This is a genomic window from Paenibacillus polymyxa M1 (genome assembly GCF_000237325.1).
In the GTDB taxonomy this organism is placed as follows: Bacteria; Bacillota; Bacilli; order Paenibacillales; family Paenibacillaceae; genus Paenibacillus; species Paenibacillus polymyxa_C.
This window is the reverse complement of the sequence record NC_017542.1, coordinates 291604-313854: the sequence shown is the minus strand read 5'-3', so window position 1 is coordinate 313854 and position 22251 is coordinate 291604. Positions and strand designations below refer to the sequence as shown.

17 protein-coding genes and 1 pseudogene are annotated in these 22251 nt (G+C 43.5%); 3 read left to right on the top strand and 15 right to left on the bottom strand.

All coding sequences use genetic code 11. The annotated features are described in order from the left end of the window. Positions 1 to 19 precede the first annotated feature (19 nt). Positions 20 to 1963 (bottom strand): glycoside hydrolase family 127 protein, encoded by a 1944-nt coding sequence (locus PPM_RS01350; protein ID WP_013368902.1) that lies wholly within the window; start codon positions 1961 to 1963, stop codon positions 20 to 22. Between the two features lie 193 nt (positions 1964 to 2156). Between PPM_RS01350 and PPM_RS01345 the strand changes: the two genes are divergently transcribed. Together PPM_RS01345 and PPM_RS01340 are read left to right on the top strand one after the other, a co-directional pair. Further along, on the top strand, positions 2157 to 3032 hold the full coding sequence (locus PPM_RS01345; protein WP_013368901.1) for a helix-turn-helix transcriptional regulator: 876 nt from the start codon (positions 2157 to 2159) through the stop codon (positions 3030 to 3032). A gap of 99 nt (positions 3033 to 3131) precedes the next feature. Further along, positions 3132 to 4529, top strand: a complete 1398-nt coding sequence (locus tag PPM_RS01340) for a phytase (RefSeq protein ID WP_014599384.1) — start codon at positions 3132 to 3134, stop codon at positions 4527 to 4529. Positions 4530 to 4670: 141 nt separating this feature from the next. On the opposite strand, the gene PPM_RS01335 is transcribed toward PPM_RS01340, so the two are convergent. The 8 genes and pseudogenes from PPM_RS01335 to PPM_RS01300 form a co-directional block, all read right to left on the bottom strand. Then, positions 4671 to 8411, bottom strand: coding sequence for an alpha-L-arabinofuranosidase C-terminal domain-containing protein (locus tag PPM_RS01335; protein ID WP_013368899.1), 3741 nt, complete (start codon positions 8409 to 8411; stop codon positions 4671 to 4673). Between the two features lie 260 nt (positions 8412 to 8671). Beyond that, positions 8672 to 9664, bottom strand: coding sequence for an SPFH domain-containing protein (locus PPM_RS01330; protein ID WP_013368898.1), 993 nt, complete (start codon positions 9662 to 9664; stop codon positions 8672 to 8674). Positions 9665 to 9685: 21 nt separating this feature from the next. Then, entirely contained in the window at positions 9686 to 10480 is a 795-nt protein-coding gene (locus PPM_RS01325; protein ID WP_013368897.1) for a TPM domain-containing protein, read from the bottom strand. Then, positions 10477 to 11511 (bottom strand): TFIIB-type zinc ribbon-containing protein, encoded by a 1035-nt coding sequence (locus tag PPM_RS01320; protein ID WP_013368896.1) that lies wholly within the window; start codon positions 11509 to 11511, stop codon positions 10477 to 10479. Before PPM_RS01320 ends, PPM_RS01325 begins: the two co-directional genes overlap by 4 nt. A 26-nt stretch (positions 11512 to 11537) precedes the next feature. Next, positions 11538 to 12197: a PspA/IM30 family protein gene (locus tag PPM_RS01315; RefSeq protein ID WP_013368895.1), complete on the bottom strand. Its 660-nt coding sequence runs from the start codon at positions 12195 to 12197 to the stop codon at positions 11538 to 11540. Between the two features lie 177 nt (positions 12198 to 12374). Next, positions 12375 to 13216: pseudogene (locus PPM_RS01310) on the bottom strand (aldo/keto reductase). Positions 13217 to 13485: 269 nt separating this feature from the next. Next, a complete protein-coding gene (locus PPM_RS01305; RefSeq protein ID WP_013368894.1) occupies positions 13486 to 15870 on the bottom strand; it encodes a phosphoketolase in 2385 nt (794 codons plus the stop codon). Positions 15871 to 16174: 304 nt separating this feature from the next. Further along, positions 16175 to 16897, bottom strand: coding sequence for a GntR family transcriptional regulator (locus PPM_RS01300; protein WP_013368893.1), 723 nt, complete (start codon positions 16895 to 16897; stop codon positions 16175 to 16177). 316 nt (positions 16898 to 17213) lie between these two features. Here PPM_RS01300 and PPM_RS01295 point away from each other — a divergent pair, with 316 nt between their 5' ends. Further along, a complete protein-coding gene (locus PPM_RS01295; protein WP_013368892.1) occupies positions 17214 to 18365 on the top strand; it encodes a glycosyltransferase in 1152 nt (383 codons plus the stop codon). 221 nt (positions 18366 to 18586) lie between these two features. Here the strand turns inward: PPM_RS01295 and PPM_RS01290 are convergent, their stop codons facing one another. From PPM_RS01290 to PPM_RS01265, 6 genes are all read right to left on the bottom strand, one after another. Beyond that, positions 18587 to 19537, bottom strand: a complete 951-nt coding sequence (locus PPM_RS01290; RefSeq protein ID WP_013368891.1) for a ring-cleaving dioxygenase — start codon at positions 19535 to 19537, stop codon at positions 18587 to 18589. A gap of 75 nt (positions 19538 to 19612) precedes the next feature. Then, positions 19613 to 20011, bottom strand: coding sequence for a DoxX family protein (locus tag PPM_RS01285; protein WP_013368890.1), 399 nt, complete (start codon positions 20009 to 20011; stop codon positions 19613 to 19615). A gap of 69 nt (positions 20012 to 20080) precedes the next feature. Continuing rightward, positions 20081 to 20308, bottom strand: coding sequence for a DUF896 domain-containing protein (locus PPM_RS01280; protein ID WP_013368889.1), 228 nt, complete (start codon positions 20306 to 20308; stop codon positions 20081 to 20083). Between the two features lie 404 nt (positions 20309 to 20712). Then, positions 20713 to 21252: an antitoxin YezG family protein gene (locus PPM_RS01275; protein ID WP_419775816.1), complete on the bottom strand. Its 540-nt coding sequence runs from the start codon at positions 21250 to 21252 to the stop codon at positions 20713 to 20715. 56 nt (positions 21253 to 21308) lie between these two features. Continuing rightward, positions 21309 to 21725 carry a DUF4280 domain-containing protein gene (locus PPM_RS01270; RefSeq protein WP_013368887.1) on the bottom strand — a complete coding sequence of 139 codons (417 nt, stop codon included), beginning with the start codon at positions 21723 to 21725 and terminating at the stop codon, positions 21309 to 21311. After that, the gene (locus PPM_RS01265; RefSeq protein ID WP_013368886.1) at positions 21726 to 22247 is read right to left on the bottom strand and encodes a hypothetical protein; all 522 of its coding nucleotides are present in this window, start codon (positions 22245 to 22247) and stop codon (positions 21726 to 21728) included. Between the last annotated feature and the right edge of the window lie 4 nt (positions 22248 to 22251).

Genomic DNA, 22251 nt, shown 5'->3' with positions numbered 1-22251 from the left:
CTCTCCCCATGCGAATGAATTATGATTCATAAAACCATACACGCATTTCCCCTTTGGCCCGATTGCACCAGGCGTAGTAAGGAATGGCGGTAATTTGTTGAGGAACAAGTTCAGGGGGCTCCGAGCTGTATAATGCATTTGAACCTTTTACCCGATATCCCTCTATGGTCAGCTTTACAATGCCACCCAGCAGATTTTCGCTAAATTCTTCTGTAACGGGATTATCCTTTGGTAATCTTAATCCTGCCAGGTTCGCCCCATTATCCGCTTCTTCCAGACAGTACACAACTGGACCACGTTGAAGAGCAACTTGCTGCTGGTTCATGGAGACAAGCGGATTGCTCCGAATGCGCTCCACCGGCATAGCCAAGTGCAAAGTTACCATATCGCCATCCTTCCAAGTGCGCTGAATCTCGACATAGCCTTTTTCAAGATGGTCTAGTGATATGACTTCCCCATTCACCTTGACCTCTGCCTGCTTGCACCACCCTGGAATTCGCAGTGCCCATTTAAATGCAGTTGGCTCTGTTACATGAATCGAAAGAGCAAGATCCGCATCCCACGGATAATGATGGGTTTGTGTAATTTCAATCTCTTGTCCAGATAAAGTCATGTTCACCTTGCTGGCAATATACAGATGCGTATACAACGTATCCTCGGTCTGGGTGTACATATTGTCCTCCACCGATGCAATCATTCGCGCCAAATTGGGTGGACAGCAGGCGCAGAAGAACCATTTTTGCCGCTCTGTTTTTACATGTTCCTGATCTTTTCTCGATTTTTGGAAAGGATTGACTTCCAGCGGATTCACGTAGAAAAACCGTTTCCCATCCAGATCCATCCCACTGATCGTTCCATTGTAGAGCGCACGCTCCAGAACATCGGCATATTTCCGGTCCGGCGCTAAGCGCAGCATACGATTGGCCCAGAAAGCCAGCCCTACAGAGGCGCAAGTTTCGCAGTACATGCTGTCATTGGGAAGATCATGATGGCAAGTGAATGCTTCCGCGTTCACCGTAGATCCGATTCCGGCAGTAATGTACATTTTGTGGTTCGTGACATCATCCCACAGCGTTTCACAGGTTTGTAGCAGAGAAGCATCTCCCGTTTTTGCAGCTAGGTCCGCCATCGCAATATACAGATACACTGCTCTTACCGCATGACCAACGGCCTCTTTTTGTTCTCGCACAGGTTGGTGTGCCTGCTGATATTCGAAGCCTAGGCCAAAATTAATATTGTTATCATCATTCCAGGTGGGCTCTGTTTGAATATGCTTTCTCTTTTCTTGCTCCTCCACAAAATAAATAGGATGCTGTCCCCGCTGTTCGATAAAATATTGCGCTAATTTGAGGTATTGATCCTTAGCCGTTACGTCGTATAATTTGATCAAGGCCAACTCAATTTCTTCATGCCCCGGATAGCCTTTCCGCTTCCCTTCTTCTGTACCAAATATCTGCTGAATCAGGTCTACGTATTTCTCCATAATGTTGAGGAATTTCGTCTTACCCGTCGTTTCGTAATAAGCAACAGCCGCTTCTATAAAGTGTCCCGCACAATACAGCTCATGATTGTCCCTTAAGTTTGTCCAACGATTGTCAGGTTCCTTCAGCAAATAGTACGTATTCAGATATCCATCCTCAGCTTGTGCTCTTCCCAATAGATCAATGACTTCATCAGCCCGCTCTTCAAGCGCAGAATTTGGATGATCCCTTAAACTAAAAGCAACCGTCTCCAACCATTTGGCAAGATCACTATCTTGGAAAACGGTTCCATAATACTCTCCACTAGATTCCCCGGCCGCAATTCTAAAGTTCTCAATCGCATGGCTGGGTTCTGTATCTGGTAATTCATCATTTAATGCTTTCCACTGATAAGGAATAACCTCTTCCGCCACAACCTGCTTATACTTTTTCCAAAATGAATCATCGACGATGACATGCTTCACTGGTTTTGCCGTTTTCATTGGATAAACATCCCTTCCTGAAAATAGAACGCTTTCATTTTTGAAAAAATAAGGATAAAGTAATGATAATATCGAACAAGCTAACCTGAACTCCCCTTGCTACAGTCCTTATTTTATCAACCTGAATTTATAAAAAAAATCGCGATCTTTAACTAAAACTTATACGATTTCACACACAAAGGAGCTGACTTCCATGAGCAAAACAGACTTTCTATCTTTCCTTGTCCCTCCATTGCCTTATTTCATTGAGGGGAATTTTACTACATACCAAAAAGGGGACTGGCATCCGAATCGCTATCACTTGGGATATTTTGACGTAATTATTATTAAAGAAGGACTACTGCACATCGGTGAGGAGGATGAGTCGTGGAAGATAACTGAAAATCATGCACTTATTCTTGAGCCGGATAAGCACCATTTCCCCATAGAGGCATGTACAGAACAAACCTCCTTTTACTGGTTTCATTTTCAAACTAATAGTATGTGGTGCGCCCAATCCTCGCCGAATCTTATTATCCCTAGCACCCCCATTCCTGAGCTACATTTTCACTCAGAACATACCACCATCCATCTACCCAAATATCAAAAACTAATTAATCCCCATGAGCTGTTCTCCAAATTGGACTATTTACTAGCCTCTACTTTAAAAACTCGAAAGCTGGCTCTATGGGAGACTCAACAAACATTTGTGAATATTTTTCAGAGTTTGGAATATGATGAGAATTACAAAAGCAGTTCCTCCAAGTTAGCTGAACAAATCGAAATATTCTTAAAACAAAACTACAGAAATGCCATCACGAATAAAGACCTGGAGGCACATTTTCACGTACATCAAAACTATCTTGCCAGATGCATGAAGGCCACCTTCCAGCGCACACCACTTGAATATTTGATGGACTATCGTCTGGATCAGGGACGCAGTCTTTTGCTGCAAACCGACTGGTCCATCCAGCAAATTACGGAGGAAACAGGATTCTCCCAGGCCAGTTATTTTTCTAAGTGTTTCAAGGAAAGGTTTGGAATGTCACCGAAGAATTACAGACAACAATACTGGAAACCAGCCAACTGAATATTTACGTCGCTTTTACATTTTGATTGTATTCTTTTGATATTGTCACTTTATACTGAGTCGGTTATATCATTTTCGCTTCAGAAAAGGGGCATACATATGAAGGCAACTAAAATTGCACTATTAACCATGTTGACCGGGATCCTAGTATCACCTGCAATACCCCATGTGGCAGTAGCTCAGCCCACGGGGTACGAATCCCTTCGTACACAAGCAGATAAATTAGGGGCAAAAATTACGTGGGACAGTGATGACCATTCAGTGTTGATCAAGCTGAAAAATGGCATTGTTGGAACCTTTACCGTCGGTGAGAAGCAATATCGTCTAGCTGGCCAAAGCGGAAAAGCAGACCGAGAAATTAAGATGATCAATGGAAATGTATATCTTCCTACAAAAGTGATTACTACGCTTGAAGCAGAGAACAGCAAATATACAGATCCCAAGGACGCAGTCCCCACCTATAAAGTGCTCCCCTCTGTCGAAACAGAAGCCGTGGAGGATGGAGAAGATGCAGCTGACGACCCTGCAATCTGGCTTAATCCGGTTGATCCGGATAAAAGCAGAATTTTAGCTACCAATAAGGGCGGCGGAATTTTAGTCTATGACCTGGATGGCAAGCAACTGCAAAACATGAAAGTCGGAAAAATGAACAACGTGGATCTTCGTTACGGTTTCACATTGGGCGGTAAAAAAGTCGATATCGCAGGTGCAACCAATCGAACCAACAACACAATCGATATCTTTACCATTGATGGTGTATCAGGAACGTTGACCAATGTGGTTGACAAACCTATTAAAGCAACCATGAAAGAAGTATATGGATTCAGTTTGTACCATAGCCTCAAGACAGGTAAGTTTTATGCGCTCGTTTTGGGCAAAGAGGGTGAATTTGAGCAATATGAGCTGATTGACAATGGAAACGATAAAATTGCCGGCAAGCTTGTCCGCCAATTTAAGCTGGCTACGCAATCCGAGGGCATGGTCGCTGATGATGAATATGGTACGCTCTACATTGCTGAAGAGGATTACGCCATTTGGAAATATAGTGCCGAGCCAGACGGTCCATCCAAGCCGCTGCGACGTGTTGATATTGCAGATGGACGTAGACTTCACGATGACATAGAGGGACTCACATTGTATTACGGCAAAGACGGCAAGGGGTATCTCATGGCCTCCAGCCAAGGCAACAGCAGCTATGCGATCTATGAACGACAAGGCGACAATGCATATATAAGCAACTTCACAATCGGTGATAGCCCTACCGTAGATGGTACGTCTGTCACAGACGGTATTGATGTTCTTGGCTACGGATTAGGCAAGAACTTCCCTCATGGCATCTTCGTTGCACAAGATGACGAAAACCTCGAAAACGGCAAGAAGTTAAATCAGAACTTTAAAATGGTGCCTTGGGAGCGAATTGCCACAGGTGCGCCTACCCCGCTAACGATGGACGATGGCACCAATCCGCGTGAATTGGTAAACAGAAGCAGCAAGTAATGCCCGTCGGGAAAAGCGAATTAACAACGCTCTGACTTGATCCATAGAAAAAACCCGCTCAGTGAGCGGGTTTTAACTTTTCATATGAATATATCCAGTGTGAGAAAAACGCAAAACTCATCGCCTGACTTCTTAGGGGTACTACGCCTTTAGATCCAGTACCAGTACATTTACCGAGTTAGCTGGTAATTGTAAGAGGACAGAATTTGTATGCAGCGTAACCTGCTGTTCAGTAGGCACTATCTTTTCATCATTTTTCTTATTCACGTTGGGTACATGAACCAGCGAGGAATCGCCAGTTAATGTAATCAGCTTGGCGATCGACTCGACACTCATGTCTTCCAGATTCAGCTGCGTCGCCTTATCTACGTTATCGGCATTCACAAGCTTCACATATACATGTTCAGCATCTTGGGTCACCGAATTAAATACGTCTCTGTTGTAAGCCTCCAACTTGTAGTCCAGCACTTTACTGGTAGTTTTGCCGTCGGTGTAGGAGCAAATCAGGTTGTTGCCCGTTTCTCCCCCATAGTTCACCGTGATGGTGTAGTCGGTGTTGTCGGCCAACTCTTCATAGCTCGCCGCTCTCAGGTTGCCCGCCGCTGTACTGGAAGAGTAGTCACCCATGGTATAGCCTTCTATACCTTGCTTGTAAACCTTCACGCCGGTAGCATTGCCGCCATAGCCAATCGCGTATTCGATGACGTTCTTTTTCTCAGTGGTAATATCCGTGAGGCCTATACCCACATAAAAACCGTCCGTGCCGGAAAGGCGAGAAGCAACCACCTCTACCTTGTAGTTGTTCCAGCTGTCGTTCAAGATGTACAAGCCATTCAGACCGCTATCTTGGGCTTTGAGGACAAGCCCCTTGCCTTCCTCCAACGTAGATCCTACGGAACCAGGAATAACTTTCCATAATGAATTCAATTCCTTAGTAAAATCTTGATCCAGCAGTACACTGCCGTCCTTATTGGAGGTAACGGTCACACGCTTAACTACAACCTCGGCGTTGCCTGTCGCGATTTCGATTCCCCCCTGAGGAATGAGGTCGATTGGCTTGCCATTTTTGTAAGTAGAGAACGAAGTGGCCAATACTTTATCGCCCAAATATTGGGCATACATTTGCTGCACATAATAGTTTGGTGTAAACCACACGGTTTCGTCATCGAACCAGATACAATCCGGTGTCCATCTGTAAGTTCCGTCCGTCAGGACTTTGTTAAACAGCGGCGCATAGGCAGCCAACCGGACGACATCAGCATTATTTTCGAAGCCCGTCATCACTGCTGCTTCTGCTACTGCGCCTGCCAATGTATTTTTATCTGTCGAGGCATATTCCCCAACAAAAACCTTCGACGTTTCTTTCCAGTTGACACTGCCATCCGCGTTATAAGCTCTATAGTAGTAATTATAGCGGTCCACATTATTCAACAGATACTCATTAGAACGGTAATAGTGTTCATCGGCAATGGTGTCCATATAGTCTTTTTGCTTTTCATACCAGGTTACAGTCTCTTCCGTCACCTGGTTACCGTCTGCAAAAGCAACCTTGGCTGAGCCCTTCATATTACCGCTCAGGAACTTCCAGCCCTGCTGATAAGCATCGTCGTCTGCTTGAGCGCCAACCGTGGAGATGATATGCAGTTCATATCCCGGATAATTTTTCTCCATGTACTCATCAATTGATGTCTTGAACACCTCAAAGTTGGCGAAGAACTCTGTACCCCAGTTTTCGTTGCCCACGCCCAGATAACGCAGATCGAACGGTGCTTCATGACCCATTTTTTTACGCATGGCGGCCCATTCATTATGTTCAAAATCAACGCTGATCGCAAAGTCGATCAGATCCGTAAAATTCTTGATATAGTATTCTCTTAGTGCGCCTCCAGCCGGATGAGCATAATCCGAGCGGGCTTGGCAAAGCACACCACAGGCCATAACCGGAAGTGGAGCTGCATTCAGGTCTTCTGCCAACTGGAAGTATTCCATATAACCAAGACCCATGGTCATCATATAGCCCCATACATTAAAGTTTTCCTTACGCAGCTCGATATCCCCAATGGATTCCTTCCAGTCGTATACATTTTCCCATATAAACGATCCTTCGGAAATACAACCACCTGGAAAACGCAAAAACTTCGGATGCATGCCAACCAGTGCGTTCACCAGATCTTTTCTCAATCGGTAGTTCGGATTACCCTGATAGTTGGCGTGTGCCGACGGGGACTGCTCTTCCTCTCCTGCTCCCCATACATCTTGTGGGAATAAGGAAACCATATCAATGGAAATATCCCCTTCAAATGTAAGTGCCAGCTGTCCCAGCACCGTAGCTGTACCTGTCAGCACCAGCTTGGAGTCGACACCGTATTTTTTCCACGTGCTGCCACCCTCCACCTGTACGGTTACCGAATCACTGATGTCCTTTTCCTTCGAGTCTTGAAGTTGCAGTGTGATGGTCCCCGTCGAATCGGCCTTTGCCCAGATGGTGAACTCATACTTGGCACCCTCTTGGATGGACATGGCACAATTCTGGTTAGAATCGGAGAAGCCTTTGTTCCGGATCGTTGCCCCATCCGCTACCGTCACATAATAAGAGTTCACATCCTTATCCTTTGCGCCCAAAAACTCATTCAATCCACCGCTATGTTGTGGATTCATCTTGTCCGTATCACCAGACCAGGCGAACAGCGGATTGCGATTCCGTCCTGTAGAGCATCCACATTCACCCGAAGCATGGGAATACGTATCAAACTCGAAGGATTCGAATGAGCGATTTTGTACAAGTTCTGCATATATCCCGCCATCTGCGGCGTTATTGATATCCTCATAGAATAAGCCGTACATCACTTCGCTAACATCCACAACTTCCTTATTTCCATGAATGGTCAGCGTGTACGGAGGCAGTTGTTCCGGGAGAACGGATACTTCAAAGCTTTCTTCAATCCGACTTGAACCTCTGGTCAAGAGAGCCGTAACGGTGACCCCCTGTGCGGAAGTAATCGCCTGAACCCGTCCATTGTCAGAGAGTATGCTAGGTTGGCTGGATTTCCAGGTCACTTCTACTCTTCCACCCATCAGAACCGTTGGTAGAGATATGTCTTTGGTTATAATCGTCGTCGGAAATGATAAATACTTATCGCGGGCAAGCTTCACAATCTCCTCATCTGTCAATGAATCGCACATGACCTCAATGACTTCATCCGCCGTCAAGCCTGCTTTATAAATTCGGAAATCCGAAACCAAGCCAGCAAAGTCAACATCCGCTGCATGTTGGGAACGACCGATAAAATTGTTGCTATAGTTGGTCGAATCTGCAAACGTTTCGAACCATTTGCGCAGCTTGGCATAGTTGCCGCTGGAGGTTTGGCTGATGGAACCGTCTGCTGCCACTTCACCATTGACATATACCACCGGGCCCGCACTACTTAATGTGCCCCCCTCCGTGCCGATTACAGACAGGGCTATGTGCATCCATTCATCTCTGACAAAACCTCTTCCTGGGTCTACGGATAAGTCAGCCTCAGTGAAAAGAGTTCCACGCAGATTCCGTGTCATAAACATATAAGGACCCGTGTGGGATTTACCAAAGTCAAAAACACGTTCCCACATATCCGTGAATCTGCCGAAATTCACCCAAGCCGTCACTGTAACACCAGTGTTATCGCTTACATCTTTAAACAGATCAGAAGGTAGCTGAATATAAGATGTTCCGTTGGGACCTCCCTCAAGTGCCAAAGCCGCTCTTCCGGTAGTATGGGAGATCGTAGGTGCTGCTGTGCCTGAAGCAATCCCGTCATTACCTTGTCCGGAGCTATCCTTGCCGACATTCTCTGCATCATCAAACTTGTACCGCGCAATGATTTGATCTTGGAATTTGGTCATCTTTATGGCTCCTATACCTATAGTTTATTAATGTAATAACTAATTAGTTAATATAAATACGTACTATATAGCTATAGTACCTTATCCTGTGTACCTTTTTCAATCCAATAAATCGGATTTATAAAGAACATGCTTGAACAATCTCCATTAAAAAAGCAGTCATCACAGAGAATACTCTGCAACAACTGCTGTTTGGTTTATAGAATTACTTAGCCAGTCGGCAATTTCCTGAAAGGAAACAGTTCAGCGGTTAGCTATGGCTACCCGTTCAATTTCTGTCCACAATTCGGACAAAAGTTAGCTCCCTCGTTTTTTGTGCCACAATTCGGACAAAAATTAGGTCTTTTACCTTCACCAGAAGGAGTGGGAGCATCGGATGCAGGCTGAGTCTCAGCCGGGGACTTCTGGCTTGGGTTCAAGTTTTTCATCATTTCATTCGCTATATTCATGCCCATCATCATACTCGCCATATCCGAAGCAGCACCGCCGCCTTTTACATTCCCCGATGCAATACCGTCGGTCATCGTCACTTGTTGGTACTTTTGTAGATTACCGATCATTTCATGAGAAGCTGTCTTTGTAATCATATCCTGGATTTCTTGAGGATAATTGAAGCTCATCACATGAAACCCTGTAATCGTCATACCTTTGTCCATCACTTGCATATCCAGATCTTCCTGAATGCCCTTCGAAATATCAGAAGCATTTGCCTGTAGATTAAACATATCCTTGCCTTCTCGGCTGATCCACTTCATCAATAACTGATCCAACACCGAAGTAATCCGTATTTTCACATCCTCAACAAGATAACTGTCCTTTACCCCGGCAATCTTATCAATAAGCGTGACATAATCGTTTACTTTAAAATTAAATGTGCCGTTGGCACGAATTGGCATCCCGCCTGGCAGTTGGGGAGTAGGGATCAAAACCGGGTTTTGTGTTCCCCATTTGACCGTAAACTCCTTCGTATTAACGAATAAGACCTCCACCCGCATGCCACTGTTAAAGCCGAATTTAAATCCTTTTAATGTCGATAGAAATGGAATAATATCCGAGTCCATGTTATATGACCCTTCATTCTCAAAAATGCCCTCGATCTTGCCGTTATTTACAAAAATGGCGTCCTGACCGGAGCGAATAATCAATTTACTGCCTTTTTTAATTTCACGATTGCTCCACTTCCAAAAAATCATATCATCCCTAAATTCTTCCCATTCAACAACATTTCCAAATTGATTCCTGAAGAACCCCATGTGCTGTATCCATCCCTTCCATTAAAATGATCCTCTGCTGCCGCTATGCGAATGACCGCCGCTGGTGGTTCCGCCTCCTCCACCTGATGAGCTGCTGCTACTGCTCTTCTCAATCTTCCGCTTCGTTGTCGTTGTGTGAGTGTACAGATCTTGATGTGCCAGAACCCCTGACGTGCTTGCATCCTCGTAGGTCTGCCGATTTACCGTAACCCGACCGCCGGAACTCGAAACCATCTTACCTACAATAATAGACGCCAATCCTAGCGCAACCGCCAAATGAAGCCAGCCTTTGAAAAATATGCTGTCCGGATTCACACCTGGGCGGATTGCCAAATATTTGCGCGCGCCCAGAATATACTTTTGAAATGCAAGCCCATAGTTACCGTTCGTCAGATCCGGGGTAATCTCATGGCGGATTTTAGTAAGCCTGTCGTCATCCAGATACCGTTCTGCTTTGTAAAAGCCAGCTAAATAAACCTCTCTATTCCTCATATCCATCGTTAAAATGACTGCATTCCCATGGGATCTGTCATACCCCGGGCCATGGTCATCATAAAAATCCTGCGTCATTTTCATAACATCCATATTGTCGGGGTTGTTGGTCGTATAAACAATAATGTCTGTTTCTCTTTCGGCTCCGTATTGGTTAGCCATAGTGTTCAACACATCATACTCTTCCTGATTAAGCAGCCCCGCCTCATCAAAAATCAATGGCTTCATTTCTGTCGTTGCTGCTTCGCCCTTCATTTCCATAGGAACCGCTAGAAAAGCGGCAAAGAACAACAAAACAGCCACAATGGCTCTATATTTTTTCAATAGAATTCTCCTCCCATGATTAGCCAAGTGATTAACCTTAATGAAAAGAGAGTTATGCCGAAAATGCCTGCAAACCAAGCTGTCACTTTGAACTTGCTAATCGGAGGTTTACCAACTACCTTGCCCGTCTGACCGTTCATCGCAAACGTATGCTCCAATTGATTGTAGTCATAGTGTATGACCCATACCGGGAGCAGGACATAATCCGCTTGTTTTAATGTAGTATCAATTTGCTTTTCCGTGTAACTCACGAACGTATACTCTGACACCGTAGACTGAATATAAGCATCAATATATTCCTTCACTTTGTCTTTTACTCGCGGGAAAAGCTCTTCTTCGTTATAACTATACTTTTCCGCAATATAACCCGCTAGATATGGCGTTTTAAAAGGCTTGAGCTGATCATAGGGAAAAGGCTCCAATTTATCCATCAGCTCGTCATTCATTTTCTCCGCAGCATCAATCGGAACCTTCACATAATTTAAACGGATTTTCCGATATACATCAAAATGCTTCGTTTCTGTATATTCGTAATCTCCGCTTGTATAGGTTCTCACTTGGGTACCCTCACCTTGAACCTCAATATGATTATGTAATTCATATAACCAGAAGGGGACATACATACCAGTTATTCCCTTGATTCGGTCGGCCATCATGAATCGGTTCGGTGTCAGACGGCCATTCTTGCACCATTTTTTGAATGCAGCTATGGCTTCTTCCTTGCTGATCGAAAAAGGAATAACTTGCGCCGGAGCTAGCTCTCCGGTCAGTCGATCACCCAGCACCACGGCAGAACCACAAAAGCTGCACACCGTTGCACTCGTCTCCACTTCGGTCATAATCACTGCTCCACAGTTATTGCAATGATACTCATGGGCTTCATCTTCTGAAAAAATACGATTAGTCAGAGGATCAGGAATCGTATCGATGTTGTCCTCTCTTCCGCAGCTATGGCAAGATAACATTCCTGTCTCACTGTCAAAGACCATGCCGCTGCCGCAGTTGGGGCATTTGTATTCGATAACCGGCATCTGCTCACCTCTTCATGTAGAAACTATTATGATTCTTTGGGATTGATTTTCTTCTTGATTGCAGCCAGCTCATCTTCTGGATTGGTACTCTTCTCATATTGTGCGAATAACGCATCCAGGTCGTCCTTCGTTCCTGTTCGGAGCTCGGCTATCGCCATCGCTTCATCATATGCCCTGTTCACCTTTTCTTCCAAGGCCTCGAAAACAGAATCATGGTCGCCCATAGAATTCAAGGTTTGCTGTGCTTTGGCGATCGCCAGCTTCCCTTTAAGTTCGGCACGCCGCAACTCCAGTTGCCCTATATCGGACACCAATTTCTCCTGCATTTGTTTCATATGTACGGCGTTTGCCGAAGCTAAGTCATAGGATGTCTGTAACGATTCCAATTTCTCCGCCTGCAAACCTTTACGCTCCAAAAACTTTCGGGCTTCCTCTTCATTGCCAGCTTCCACAGACTTACTTGCATAATGCTGGAGCTTTTTGATCTCAGTTCTACATTCATCCAGTGCTCTTTTCGCCCTTTTCTCATCAGCCAGCACTGAGGCCGTTTCCGCTTTCACCTTGCCTAGATCACTATTTAGATTTTGCATATAATCATCAATCGTCTTCTCCGGATCACTCGCCTTATCCATTAAGGCGTTGATATTCATCTTCATAATATCCCTAAACCTTGACAAAATCCCCATGATGACCTCCTTCGAAAGGACTACATTCCCCCATATCATACATCAAATCCGATTAAAAATGTTCATCATTCATCATAGCTATATACGGACCTATCGCATGCTTTCGGTTATTACTAAAAGCGAAGGGTTCAAAAATCTTCCACAGATTTTTGAACCCTTCTCATTCATTCTTATAGATTATAGCTCTTCATAGGAATTGGGGTCCTGCCCCCATAGCCGTCCATCTTCCCTGCTAAGTGCCGAGATTACGTTCATTTCCTCAGGCGACAACTCAAAATCAAAAATATTCAGGTTTTCCGTCTGATGTTTTACAGAAGAGGCCTTGGGAATCGGGATCGCTCCTAGTTGAATATGCCACCGTAAAATCGCTTGTGTCGCGGTTTTGTCATGAGCAGCAGCAATTTCCCCAATCTCTTCGTTTTCCATCATGCTGTGACCGCGACCCAAAGGGCTCCACGATTCCGTCACAATGCCCTGTTCAGCATCTTTTGCACGCTGATGCTCCTGGTTAAACAATGGATGCAATTCAACTTGATTGATGCTCGGCGCGATACCTGTTTCCCGAATCAAACGTTCATTATGCTCAGGCAGAAAATTGCAGACCCCGATGGAACGAATATAGCCCCGCTTCTTCGCCTCAATCAACGCCTGCCAGGCTTCAACATAACGATCAATTTGGGGATTCGGCCAATGGATTAAATACAGATCATAATAGTCCAAACCGCCTCTATATAATGACTCTTCGATCGTGACAATGGCTTCCTGATACGCATGTCGACGACCCGGTAGTTTGGAGCAAATCAACAATTCTTCTCTGGGTACAGAACTCTGCCGGACAGCTTTCCGACAGCACCCTCATTTTCATAGTTGAAAGCTGTGTCAATCAGACGGTAACCTGCATCAATCGCGCTAGCTATCGCTGTTACTCCATCTGCACCCTTCAATCCAGCAGTTCCAAACCCAATGACAGGCACCTTAGTGCCATCATTCAATACCTTCTCCGGAATTGGATGGTTCATATTAACAGCCTCCTCTCCTATTCTCTTATACCATAACACCTCTTCAATATTCAGACAAAATGCAGCGAACCATTCAGTTCCCCATATACTTATTACCCACTTGCTCGTGACTTCCCTATTAAATTCTCTGTGTGCTGCATCAAAAAATGCCTGATCCCCGTTGAAATCAAGGGGGTCAGGCACTTCTATTCTGCTACCAAATCATATATTTCACTTCATGCTAGACTGCTTGGTTGTCCAACACAAAGCTGAAATGTACTGTACTTTTTTTATTTCAGGCCTTCCCATACCCAGTTCTCTACCTCTGGCAAGTCAATGCCTTCTTCGCGAATGAATTGATGATGCTTCTTAACCATTGCATCCATTTCATCCGCAATATTCGCGTACTTTCCAGCGTCAGGTAAGTTTAGAACAGCTTCCTTCACTAAATCAAAACGGTCCATTTGATTCAATACACGCATATCAAATGGTGTCGTAATATCGCCATTTTCACGGTAACCATGTACATGCAGGTTATGGTTGTGACGATCAAAGAACAGATCTTTGATCAGACCTTCGTAGCCATGGAAAGCGAACACAACTGGTTTGTCCTTTGTGAAAAATTGATCAAACTCAGCGTCAGATAATCCACGAGGATCTAACTTTTGGCTTCTCAGCTTCAGTAAGTCTACTACGTTGATGTAACGAATCTTCAAATCAGGCAGTTTTTTATGCAAGATCGAGATCGCAGCTAAGCTTTCAATCGTTGGCTCTGTACCGGCAGAAGCGATAACAATATCAGGCTCTCCACCTTGATCTGTACTTGCCCAGTCAATAATCTTCAAACCTTTGTCCACCAATTCCTTCGCTTCATCAGCAGAAAACCATTGTGGGCGTGGGTGTTTGGACGAAACAACCAAATTGATCTTTTGACGATCATTTAAAATAGTGTCAAAAACAGCTAGCAGAGAGTTGGCGTCAGCTGGCAGATACTCACGAATAAATTCTGGTTTCTTATCAGCCAAATGACCTAACAAACCTGGATCTTGGTGTGTATACCCATTATGATCCTGTTGGAAGACCGTTGAAGTAGCTACAACATTCAATGATGGGATGTCTGCACGCCATCCTTGATCCGTTGCTTTACGCAACCATTTGAAGTGTTGAGTGATCATCGAGTCAACCACACGCAGGAAGGCTTCGTAACTTGCGAAGAAACCATGACGGCCTGTTAACACATAACCTTCCAGCAATCCTTCAGCTTGGTGTTCAGACAATTGGGAATCAATGACACGACCATAAGATGATAAGAATTCATCATTAGGCTCAATAATTTGATCCATCCATTGGCGTTTGGTTACTTCAAAAACAGGAGCCAAGCGGTTAGACATCGTTTCATCAGGTCCGAAGATTCTGAAATTGCGATTCTCTTCATTTAATACAACCACATCTTTAACGTATTTGCCCAAAACCGACATATCTTGCGCAATCACTTTACCAGGTGTGGAGTTATCCAGCGCATAATTACGGAAATCTGGCAATTTCAAGTCTTTAATAAGGTTACCCGCATTCGCAACAGGGTTCATTCCCATTCGTTTCTCGCCTGTAGGCAGAATTTCAGCAATCTCAGCTTTTAAACGACCGTTTTCGTCGAACAATTCCTCTGGTCTATAGCTATTCAGCCATTCTAATAAGGCAGGTGCGTGCTGCATATTTTTTTGATCAACCGGAATTGGAACCTGATGGGCACGGAACGAATTTGTATTCGGCACTCCGTCCCATTCCTTTGGACCCGTCCAGCCTTTAGGTGAACGGAAGATAAGTACTGGCCACGCCGGACGAGTAAGATCATTATTTTCACGCGCATTCTTCTGGATAGCTTCGATCTTCTCGATGGCAGTATCCAATACTTTCGCCATTTCTGGATGCATGTGATCAGGGTCTTCACCTTCAACAAAAAACGGTTCCCAACCTAAACCTTTAAAGAACGAAGTTAACTCTTCTTTCGATTGGCGAGACATAATCGTTGGGTTACTAATTTTGAAGCCATTCAAGTGTAAGATTGGCAGCACTGCGCCATCCGTGATTGGATTGATAAATCTGTTAGAGAACCACGAAGCGGCTAATGGTCCCGTTTCAGCTTCACCATCCCCAATAACAACAGCCGAAATCAGATTCGGATTATCTAAAATAGCACCTACACCATGAGAAAGGGAATAGCCCAGCTCTCCACCTTCATGGATAGATCCAGGTGTTTCAGGAGCAGCATGCGAAGCAATACCGCCAGGGAACGAAAATTGTTTGAACAGTTTCTTCATGCCTGGGATATCTTGAGTGATTTGTGGATAGATTTCAGTGTAGCTTCCATCAAGATATGAATTTGAAACCATAACCTGACCGCCGTGACCAGGACCTTCAATGTAAAGCATGTTCAAATCATATTTATTAATAACACGATTAAGATGAGCATAAATAAAGTTTTGGCCTGGAATCGTGCCCCAGTGTCCAATAGGCTTCACCTTTACATCCGAATCTTTCAAAGGTTCTCTCAACAAAGGATTGTCTTTTAAATAAAGCTGACCTACTGAAATGTAGTTGGTTGCACGCCAGTATGCATCAAGTTTTTTCAAATATGTTTGAGATGAGTATTCTGCTAACACGGGTGTTAAGGCCATGGTGTCCACTCCCTAGTAATTTGGTTTGTAATTTTGTTTGTAATTTATTTCCGGAAATTTCATCTACATGTACATCATAACGCTACGCTAAATTAATTCAACCTTTTTCACAAGTGATACGGTCCAATTTTGTGAAATTTTGAACATACTATGAAATATAAATTAAAAAGACAGTAAAAAAGCTCTTACATTAAAATATATAGAAAGATAAACCAATAAAATTTGTGATAAATGAAAGGTTTGCAGACTCTAATTCTTTTTCAAAACCATAAAAAAAAGACCGGAGAATTCTCCAGTCTTTTCGTTAGTGTACCGATACAAAGGTATTAAATTTCAAATATTTGTAATGAAACCGCATATGTGAAAATTCAAATGGCGTGCCGTTATCTAAAAAGAAAACACCCTCCATAATGCCTACCGGTTCATTTTCTTTCAATTGTAGTAGCTTTTGGTCATTCTCTTGGGACGGTTCTGCAAAAATGGATAAAAAAGATTTGGTGACGGCCAGGTTCCGCGAGTCTTCCAAATAATTAAAAATGGAACCCTCAATAATCGTCTGATTTAAATCTTGGACAATTTTAATGGGGATGTAGCCCGTTTCGATCATAAAGGGATCGTCATCAAACAGGCGTAAGCGAACGATTTTATAAACAAAATCATGGGTATCCAAGAACAAATCGCGCTGTAGTTCTTCTGTCGGTGGAATGACCTCGAAACTCAATACTTTGATTTTTGGCTTTTTGCCATGCATTTGAAAATTATCAGTAACTCCTAGATTAGAGCCTTCATAGTTAAAGATAGATTCATTTCTTATGTATAAGGGATTAATAAATGTCCCGGAGCCTTGTTTTTTGAAAATAATTCCGACACTCTCCATTTTAGTCAGAGCGCGTTTAATGGAACTACGACTAACCTGGTAAGTCTCACTAAGACTACGTTCATCTGGCAATCTCATATCTGCAAACTTTCCAGCGAAAATTTTCATTTTAAGATCGTCAATAATTTGCTTATAGACAAATTGTGTCATATAGTACTCCTCTTTCAGGTCTTCTATAACTCCATATAGTTTACCATAAACATGTCCATTTCATCTCATGTTTGTTTGTATCTCTTTTACTTTACATCCTTATGCGTAATGCTGCCATGACATATACATCACACCACTGAAAATACCTGCAAAATAGCAAAAATTACGGAACCTCCACCTTAACATCCTCAATATGACCAAGCCTGTTTCGCACCTTGAGGGGTGTTTGACCAGACCAGGCTAAAATCCTTGAATACATTGTTATTATTTATCTTGTTCAAACGTGTTCTAATAAAAATGGTGGGGGGAGATCACATTGGCTATCCGCTACAGCGTCATCATTCCAACCTATAATCGAGCCCAGCAGCTGCTGCTCACACTCGCCTCATTTGAAGCGCAAACCTATTCCAAGCAACTATTCGAAGTGATTGTAGCTGATGACGGCTCTACAGATGGAACGAAAGAAATGGTTGAAGACTTCAAAGCATCCTATCCTCTTATCTATGTGTCACACCCGGAACAACGTGGTCGATCTGCCGTTCGAAATTTGGGACTGCGCCAGGCAAAAGGGATATATATCATTTTCTGCGACGCTGACTTTTTGGTGCTACCTCATTTCATTAAAACCGTGAGTCGTTATCACCGCAAGTATCCCAAATCCGTGCTTTCAGGCATTCCTCACTCGTGGGACGATGCATTTACCCATTATCACCCTGACTTTTCTGTGGAAGAAAAAGAACATTGTCGGAGCATACTTACACAATCAGGCTTATGGAATCCCGACTTTGAAACAGCGAATGAAATTATCCCGATCATCACCCCTCATGATGTCCTGCATCAAACGGGTGCATTGCCTAAAGTCGTTAGCCCCACCAGGGTTCCGCCCAGTACTCAAAAACAATTTGCCTCAACGGACGTAGCTCCCTGGATGATGCTAGTAACTCGTTGTGTAGCCATCAGACGCAACCACTTGATTCGTATTGGAGGTTTCAATGAACGGTTTGTGCTGTACGGACTCGAAGACTGGGACTTGGGCTATAGACTGCATCGCTTAAAAATCCCTTTTTATTGCATCAAAGAGTTGGTCGGATATCATCAAGAACATCCAACCCATCTTAGAGGTAACGTTTTAAATACGGAAAATTTGAGAATTATGTATGAAACTTACGGGTTCAATGACTCCTCGTTAAATTTATTCGCTCTAATTCCTCCATCCGAGGATTTTGAGACCTACAAAAATACGCTGCGCGTGTTGCGCAGGGGACTCCGTTCTAGGTTAACACGTTCATCGGCTATGTTGTTGAGAAGGACACTACGCATTGCTGCCAAGCAGTTTTATTATCACAACAATACCCCAGCATACCAGCAATCATTACGAGCGATAAAAAAGAAAGCTGAGAACCGGAAAAGCCGAGTCGCCCACGTGTTACGAGAAATGCTGGTAAAGTCTGAAAAGCTGTTGGAATAACAAGAGGACGGTAGCACACGAGACACATACCTGGAAGCAGATTCTGTCCTGGATAGATAATGTCGTATATTAGATTAGTCAAATCATAAATATAGGTTAATTGCGGAGGATTTCATTTTCAGGTGGTAACCTATCAAATGAAAAATCCACAATCGAATGAGATTGTGGATTTACGTGACTTCATCTGGATGCAAAACAGCAGCTATTTCGTTTGATTTCGTTTACTTTTGTTTATCTGTTAATGTTCTCACTTCAATAGGATGCAGGTTTGCCTCGATCTGAGCCCGCTGCGGTTCATACCACTCTGGCAGCATTAATTTCTGCCCCAAAGATTCTGCAGGTTCATCGTTAGCAAATCCCGGTGGATCTGTAGCAATTTCAAAAAGTATGCCGCCCGCTTCTCTGAAATATATTGCATTAAAATATTGGCGGTCGATGATTGGAGTTGGCTGATAGCCATAATGCTGAACTGCGCTTCTCCACTCTTCATGTTGCTCGAAATCTTTTGCGCGCCATGCAATGTGATGTACCGTGCCTGCTCCACCAAAGCCTAAGCCCATTTTGACGAGCGGAACATCCACAATGTTGCCGATTTCTCCAGCGGACTGATAACGAGCATATTCGGCGTCTTCATCGATTTTCGTAAATCCGAGTATGCTCTCCAATGCATCCATCGTTTTCTGTGGGTTGGCGCTAAATAGCACTGCACCTCCGAACCCCTTGATTGCTTTATCAGCCGAAATGCCATCGTAAGACCAAGTACTGCTCGCTCCCTCTGCACGTTCAACAAGCTCAAGACGTAGGCCCTCATTATCCTCGAATTGAAGGTATTGTTCATTAAAACGGCTTGTTTTCGTAACTTGAATACCAAAGCTTTTCAAACGATGCTGCCAAAAATCAAGCGAACCTAGCGGTACCACATACGAGGTTGTACCCACCTGGCCGCCTCCGATTCGCCCTTTGGGAGTTCCCGGTGCAGGGAAAAAAGTAATGATCGTTCCTGGGCTCCCTGCCTCGTTACCAAAGTACAAGTGGTAAACCTCGGGGGCATCGAAGTTGATGGTTTTCTTCACTAACCGAAGTCCAAGAATACCTGCATAGAAATCGACATTAGCCTGCGGATTACCGGCAAAAGCTGTAATATGATGGATACCTGTCGTTTGAAGTGACATATAAAACCCTCCTTTAAATCGTAGAAATCCTTATTTTCCATTATCGTTCAATTTTTAATGATCTAAGTTCATGTATTAATGAAGTATTGCATCAATGGAATATGAACCTGCACCTGTCAACGCAATCCCGATTACGACAGCAATAAGAACCAGTGGATATTCATAGCCATTAGCGGTTGCCCAGATTCCGTTTTGACCATGCACTTTGACAATCGCTCCGAGCATCGCCATCGTAATCAAAAGTGCAGCTAGTGGAGTGAGCAGTCCTACAGTAAATAGAGCCCCTCCCAGCAATTCCATCAATCCAGCGGCCACAGCCATCAATACCCCAGGCTTGATCCCGATTGATTCCATCCAACCACCGGTACCTTTTGGACCATAGCCGCCAAACCAGCCAAAAAGCTTCTGAGCCCCGTGCCCCACGAATAGCAATCCAACCACCAAACGTATTAACAACAATCCACTCGCCAACATAAAATCACTCTCCATATTATATTTATTATTTAAAGATTTTTAAATTAGAGATATTAGACAAAATTAAATTCATGGCTTAACGATTTGAGCCTGTTCTTTTCTTAATTTTTCAGGAGTAACATCATCTCCATTCGGATCATAAATCGTAGCATTCAAAAGTATGCTTTTGATAGAGCCTCGAAAGATTTGAAGGTATTCTTTGCGAAGATCCATTTGTTCCGTTTTTTCAATTTCAGTTAACCCAACTTCTTTTGCTTTTTTTGCCAACTGGTTAATTCTTTCTAAAATCGCAATCATGTGTATACCTCCCTATTCAAAATTCGCTGTTGTTTTATCTTTAATTTATTTATCTTGATATAAAGATATAATATTTTATTGTTCTTGTCAACACTTTATTAAAGAGAGGAAAAAATGAATCCTTGAGTTGCCTTTGAAGATGAATGAAAAAAGAAGCCGCGAAAACATGATTGCATACTCAACGGAGGCAAGTCCCCTTCCAAAGATCCTGTTTGTTCCATCCCTTAAATATTTCTTTAGACTTTATAAAGGGCTCCTTTTTTTAGTTTAGAAGTTGGAATGGTTTTATTTTTTCATTTCGTCATTTTTTACTTACTTCCTTCCCAATATATAGCGCTCTTTCATCCCGAGGCTATAGCTTAATAAAAAACCACAATGACGATTATGTCAAAGTGGGCTTGGTTCTACCGGGACTTATCTTGATTATCTAAATACCCCTCTAAAAATTGTATATTTCTCTCACTTATAGGCAACAACCCTAAATGTTGATATTCAAAAATTATTTGTCGTTGGGTTGACGTTAATTCTGAAGTTATCATATCTTCATAGCTATACTGAATATTTAATTTACCAGGATACTTCAGTGCTAAGGTTAAATTCGTCCACGCCTCCTGATCATTATCAATAAATATTTTTCTTAGCTTTTCAAATTTGGATTGTAATCCTAATAGCAAGTCATCATAAACTTCCCCACTTACACCGTATTTATCAGAGATATCATGAGAATATATATTGTCTCCGTCCTCAGAAGCATTGAAATAAAAGTATACATTACTAGAGCCATCTAATATTTCAGCATACAAATAAATCTCATGCCATTTGTCTTCAGGTATCATATCTAAAATATGCTCTGCAATTTGAGGATATAACTGATCCATTTGCTTCTCCATAGTCTTACCAACCCCGTTTTGATTTTTTATTGAGTCCTCCTGCCATAATATCAATGCCCTCCCCATATTAATATTTTCAAACCATTCGCAGGGACTAGAGAAACAGACTCTTAGTCCAGCTCCTGTCCATCATTTTCAATTTGGATATGACCACAATACAGACACTGATGGGTACAATTTTGTGTCAAGGCCGGCTGTCCCTCGATCTTCACATCACTTTTCCCATTCAGCCAAGGCATGGTCAGAACTGGAACACACGGAGCCTTTTTCACGCCATAGATGTCCACCATCTCACTGGCCTGCACGGCCGGATTTAAAGGACTGGAGCAATTTCCAAAAGACTGAATGTTCACTCCTGGAACGTAATCTCCAATGTTCATTTGTGCTTTGTTTTTTACGTAGACGCCATGGCTAAAAGGTCTTTTCAAACGGGTAGGTTGTGTGCCATAACTATAACTTAAGATCGCTCCTGCCACGACATAGCTTTTTTTTGCGCCCGTTCCCGGTTTCACTTGGGCTTCTTCCACTTACCCCATCCTCCTTAGTGCTTCCATCTCGACTCTTTGCACTCGAATGCCTGTAAAAGATCGGCGCAGCAGGCTCTCTGCCACAGCCAAATGGATATAGATATGAGGTTCAATCAGTCCCTCAATCCGAAAAACAGGGGGCTCTATCTCCCCCTGTCTTAGTATCAAATGCTTCAATGTACCGCTGGGGTACCATTCCGTTTGTGCGGACAAACAGTCCACCAGCGGCGGACGAAGCACCCAGTATACCTCCTGTCTAGCCTGCTGGAAATCGGTAAGGATGGCCGCTTTCCATTTCAGTCCTGGCATATATTTCTCCAATAATACTTTCAACCGGTCGGACACCAGGGGTAGGGGAAATTCCAGGAAATCCGGGTACACTGTTCGTGGATCGGTATGTACAGCCAAAAAAAGCGGATCATCCTGCTGTTGCTCTCCCTCAGCCTCCGTCAGGATTTCTTCTACTTGCAAAGGAGATAGCGCAGCAGGCTCCACCCGATGTTTTACCCGCTCGTCTATCATCAGT

What these genes read in the sequence shown, in the direction of transcription:
- PPM_RS01350 (WP_013368902.1), bottom strand. Translation starts at nt 1,963, where the DNA reads ATGAAAACGGCAAAACCAGTGAAGCATGTCATCGTCGATGATTCATTT.
- PPM_RS01345 (WP_013368901.1), top strand. Translation starts at nt 2,157, where the DNA reads ATGAGCAAAACAGACTTTCTATCTTTCCTTGTCCCTCCATTGCCTTAT.
- PPM_RS01340 (WP_014599384.1), top strand. Translation starts at nt 3,132, where the DNA reads ATGAAGGCAACTAAAATTGCACTATTAACCATGTTGACCGGGATCCTA.
- PPM_RS01335 (WP_013368899.1), bottom strand. Translation starts at nt 8,411, where the DNA reads ATGACCAAATTCCAAGATCAAATCATTGCGCGGTACAAGTTTGATGAT.
- PPM_RS01330 (WP_013368898.1), bottom strand. Translation starts at nt 9,664, where the DNA reads ATGGGGTTCTTCAGGAATCAATTTGGAAATGTTGTTGAATGGGAAGAA.
- PPM_RS01320 (WP_013368896.1), bottom strand. Translation starts at nt 11,511, where the DNA reads ATGCCGGTTATCGAATACAAATGCCCCAACTGCGGCAGCGGCATGGTC.
- PPM_RS01315 (WP_013368895.1), bottom strand. Translation starts at nt 12,197, where the DNA reads ATGGGGATTTTGTCAAGGTTTAGGGATATTATGAAGATGAATATCAAC.
- PPM_RS01305 (WP_013368894.1), bottom strand. Translation starts at nt 15,870, where the DNA reads ATGGCCTTAACACCCGTGTTAGCAGAATACTCATCTCAAACATATTTG.
- PPM_RS01300 (WP_013368893.1), bottom strand. Translation starts at nt 16,897, where the DNA reads ATGACACAATTTGTCTATAAGCAAATTATTGACGATCTTAAAATGAAA.
- PPM_RS01290 (WP_013368891.1), bottom strand. Translation starts at nt 19,537, where the DNA reads ATGTCACTTCAAACGACAGGTATCCATCATATTACAGCTTTTGCCGGT.
- PPM_RS01285 (WP_013368890.1), bottom strand. Translation starts at nt 20,011, where the DNA reads ATGTTGGCGAGTGGATTGTTGTTAATACGTTTGGTGGTTGGATTGCTA.
- PPM_RS01280 (WP_013368889.1), bottom strand. Translation starts at nt 20,308, where the DNA reads ATGATTGCGATTTTAGAAAGAATTAACCAGTTGGCAAAAAAAGCAAAA.
- PPM_RS01265 (WP_013368886.1), bottom strand. Translation starts at nt 22,247, where the DNA reads ATGATAGACGAGCGGGTAAAACATCGGGTGGAGCCTGCTGCGCTATCT.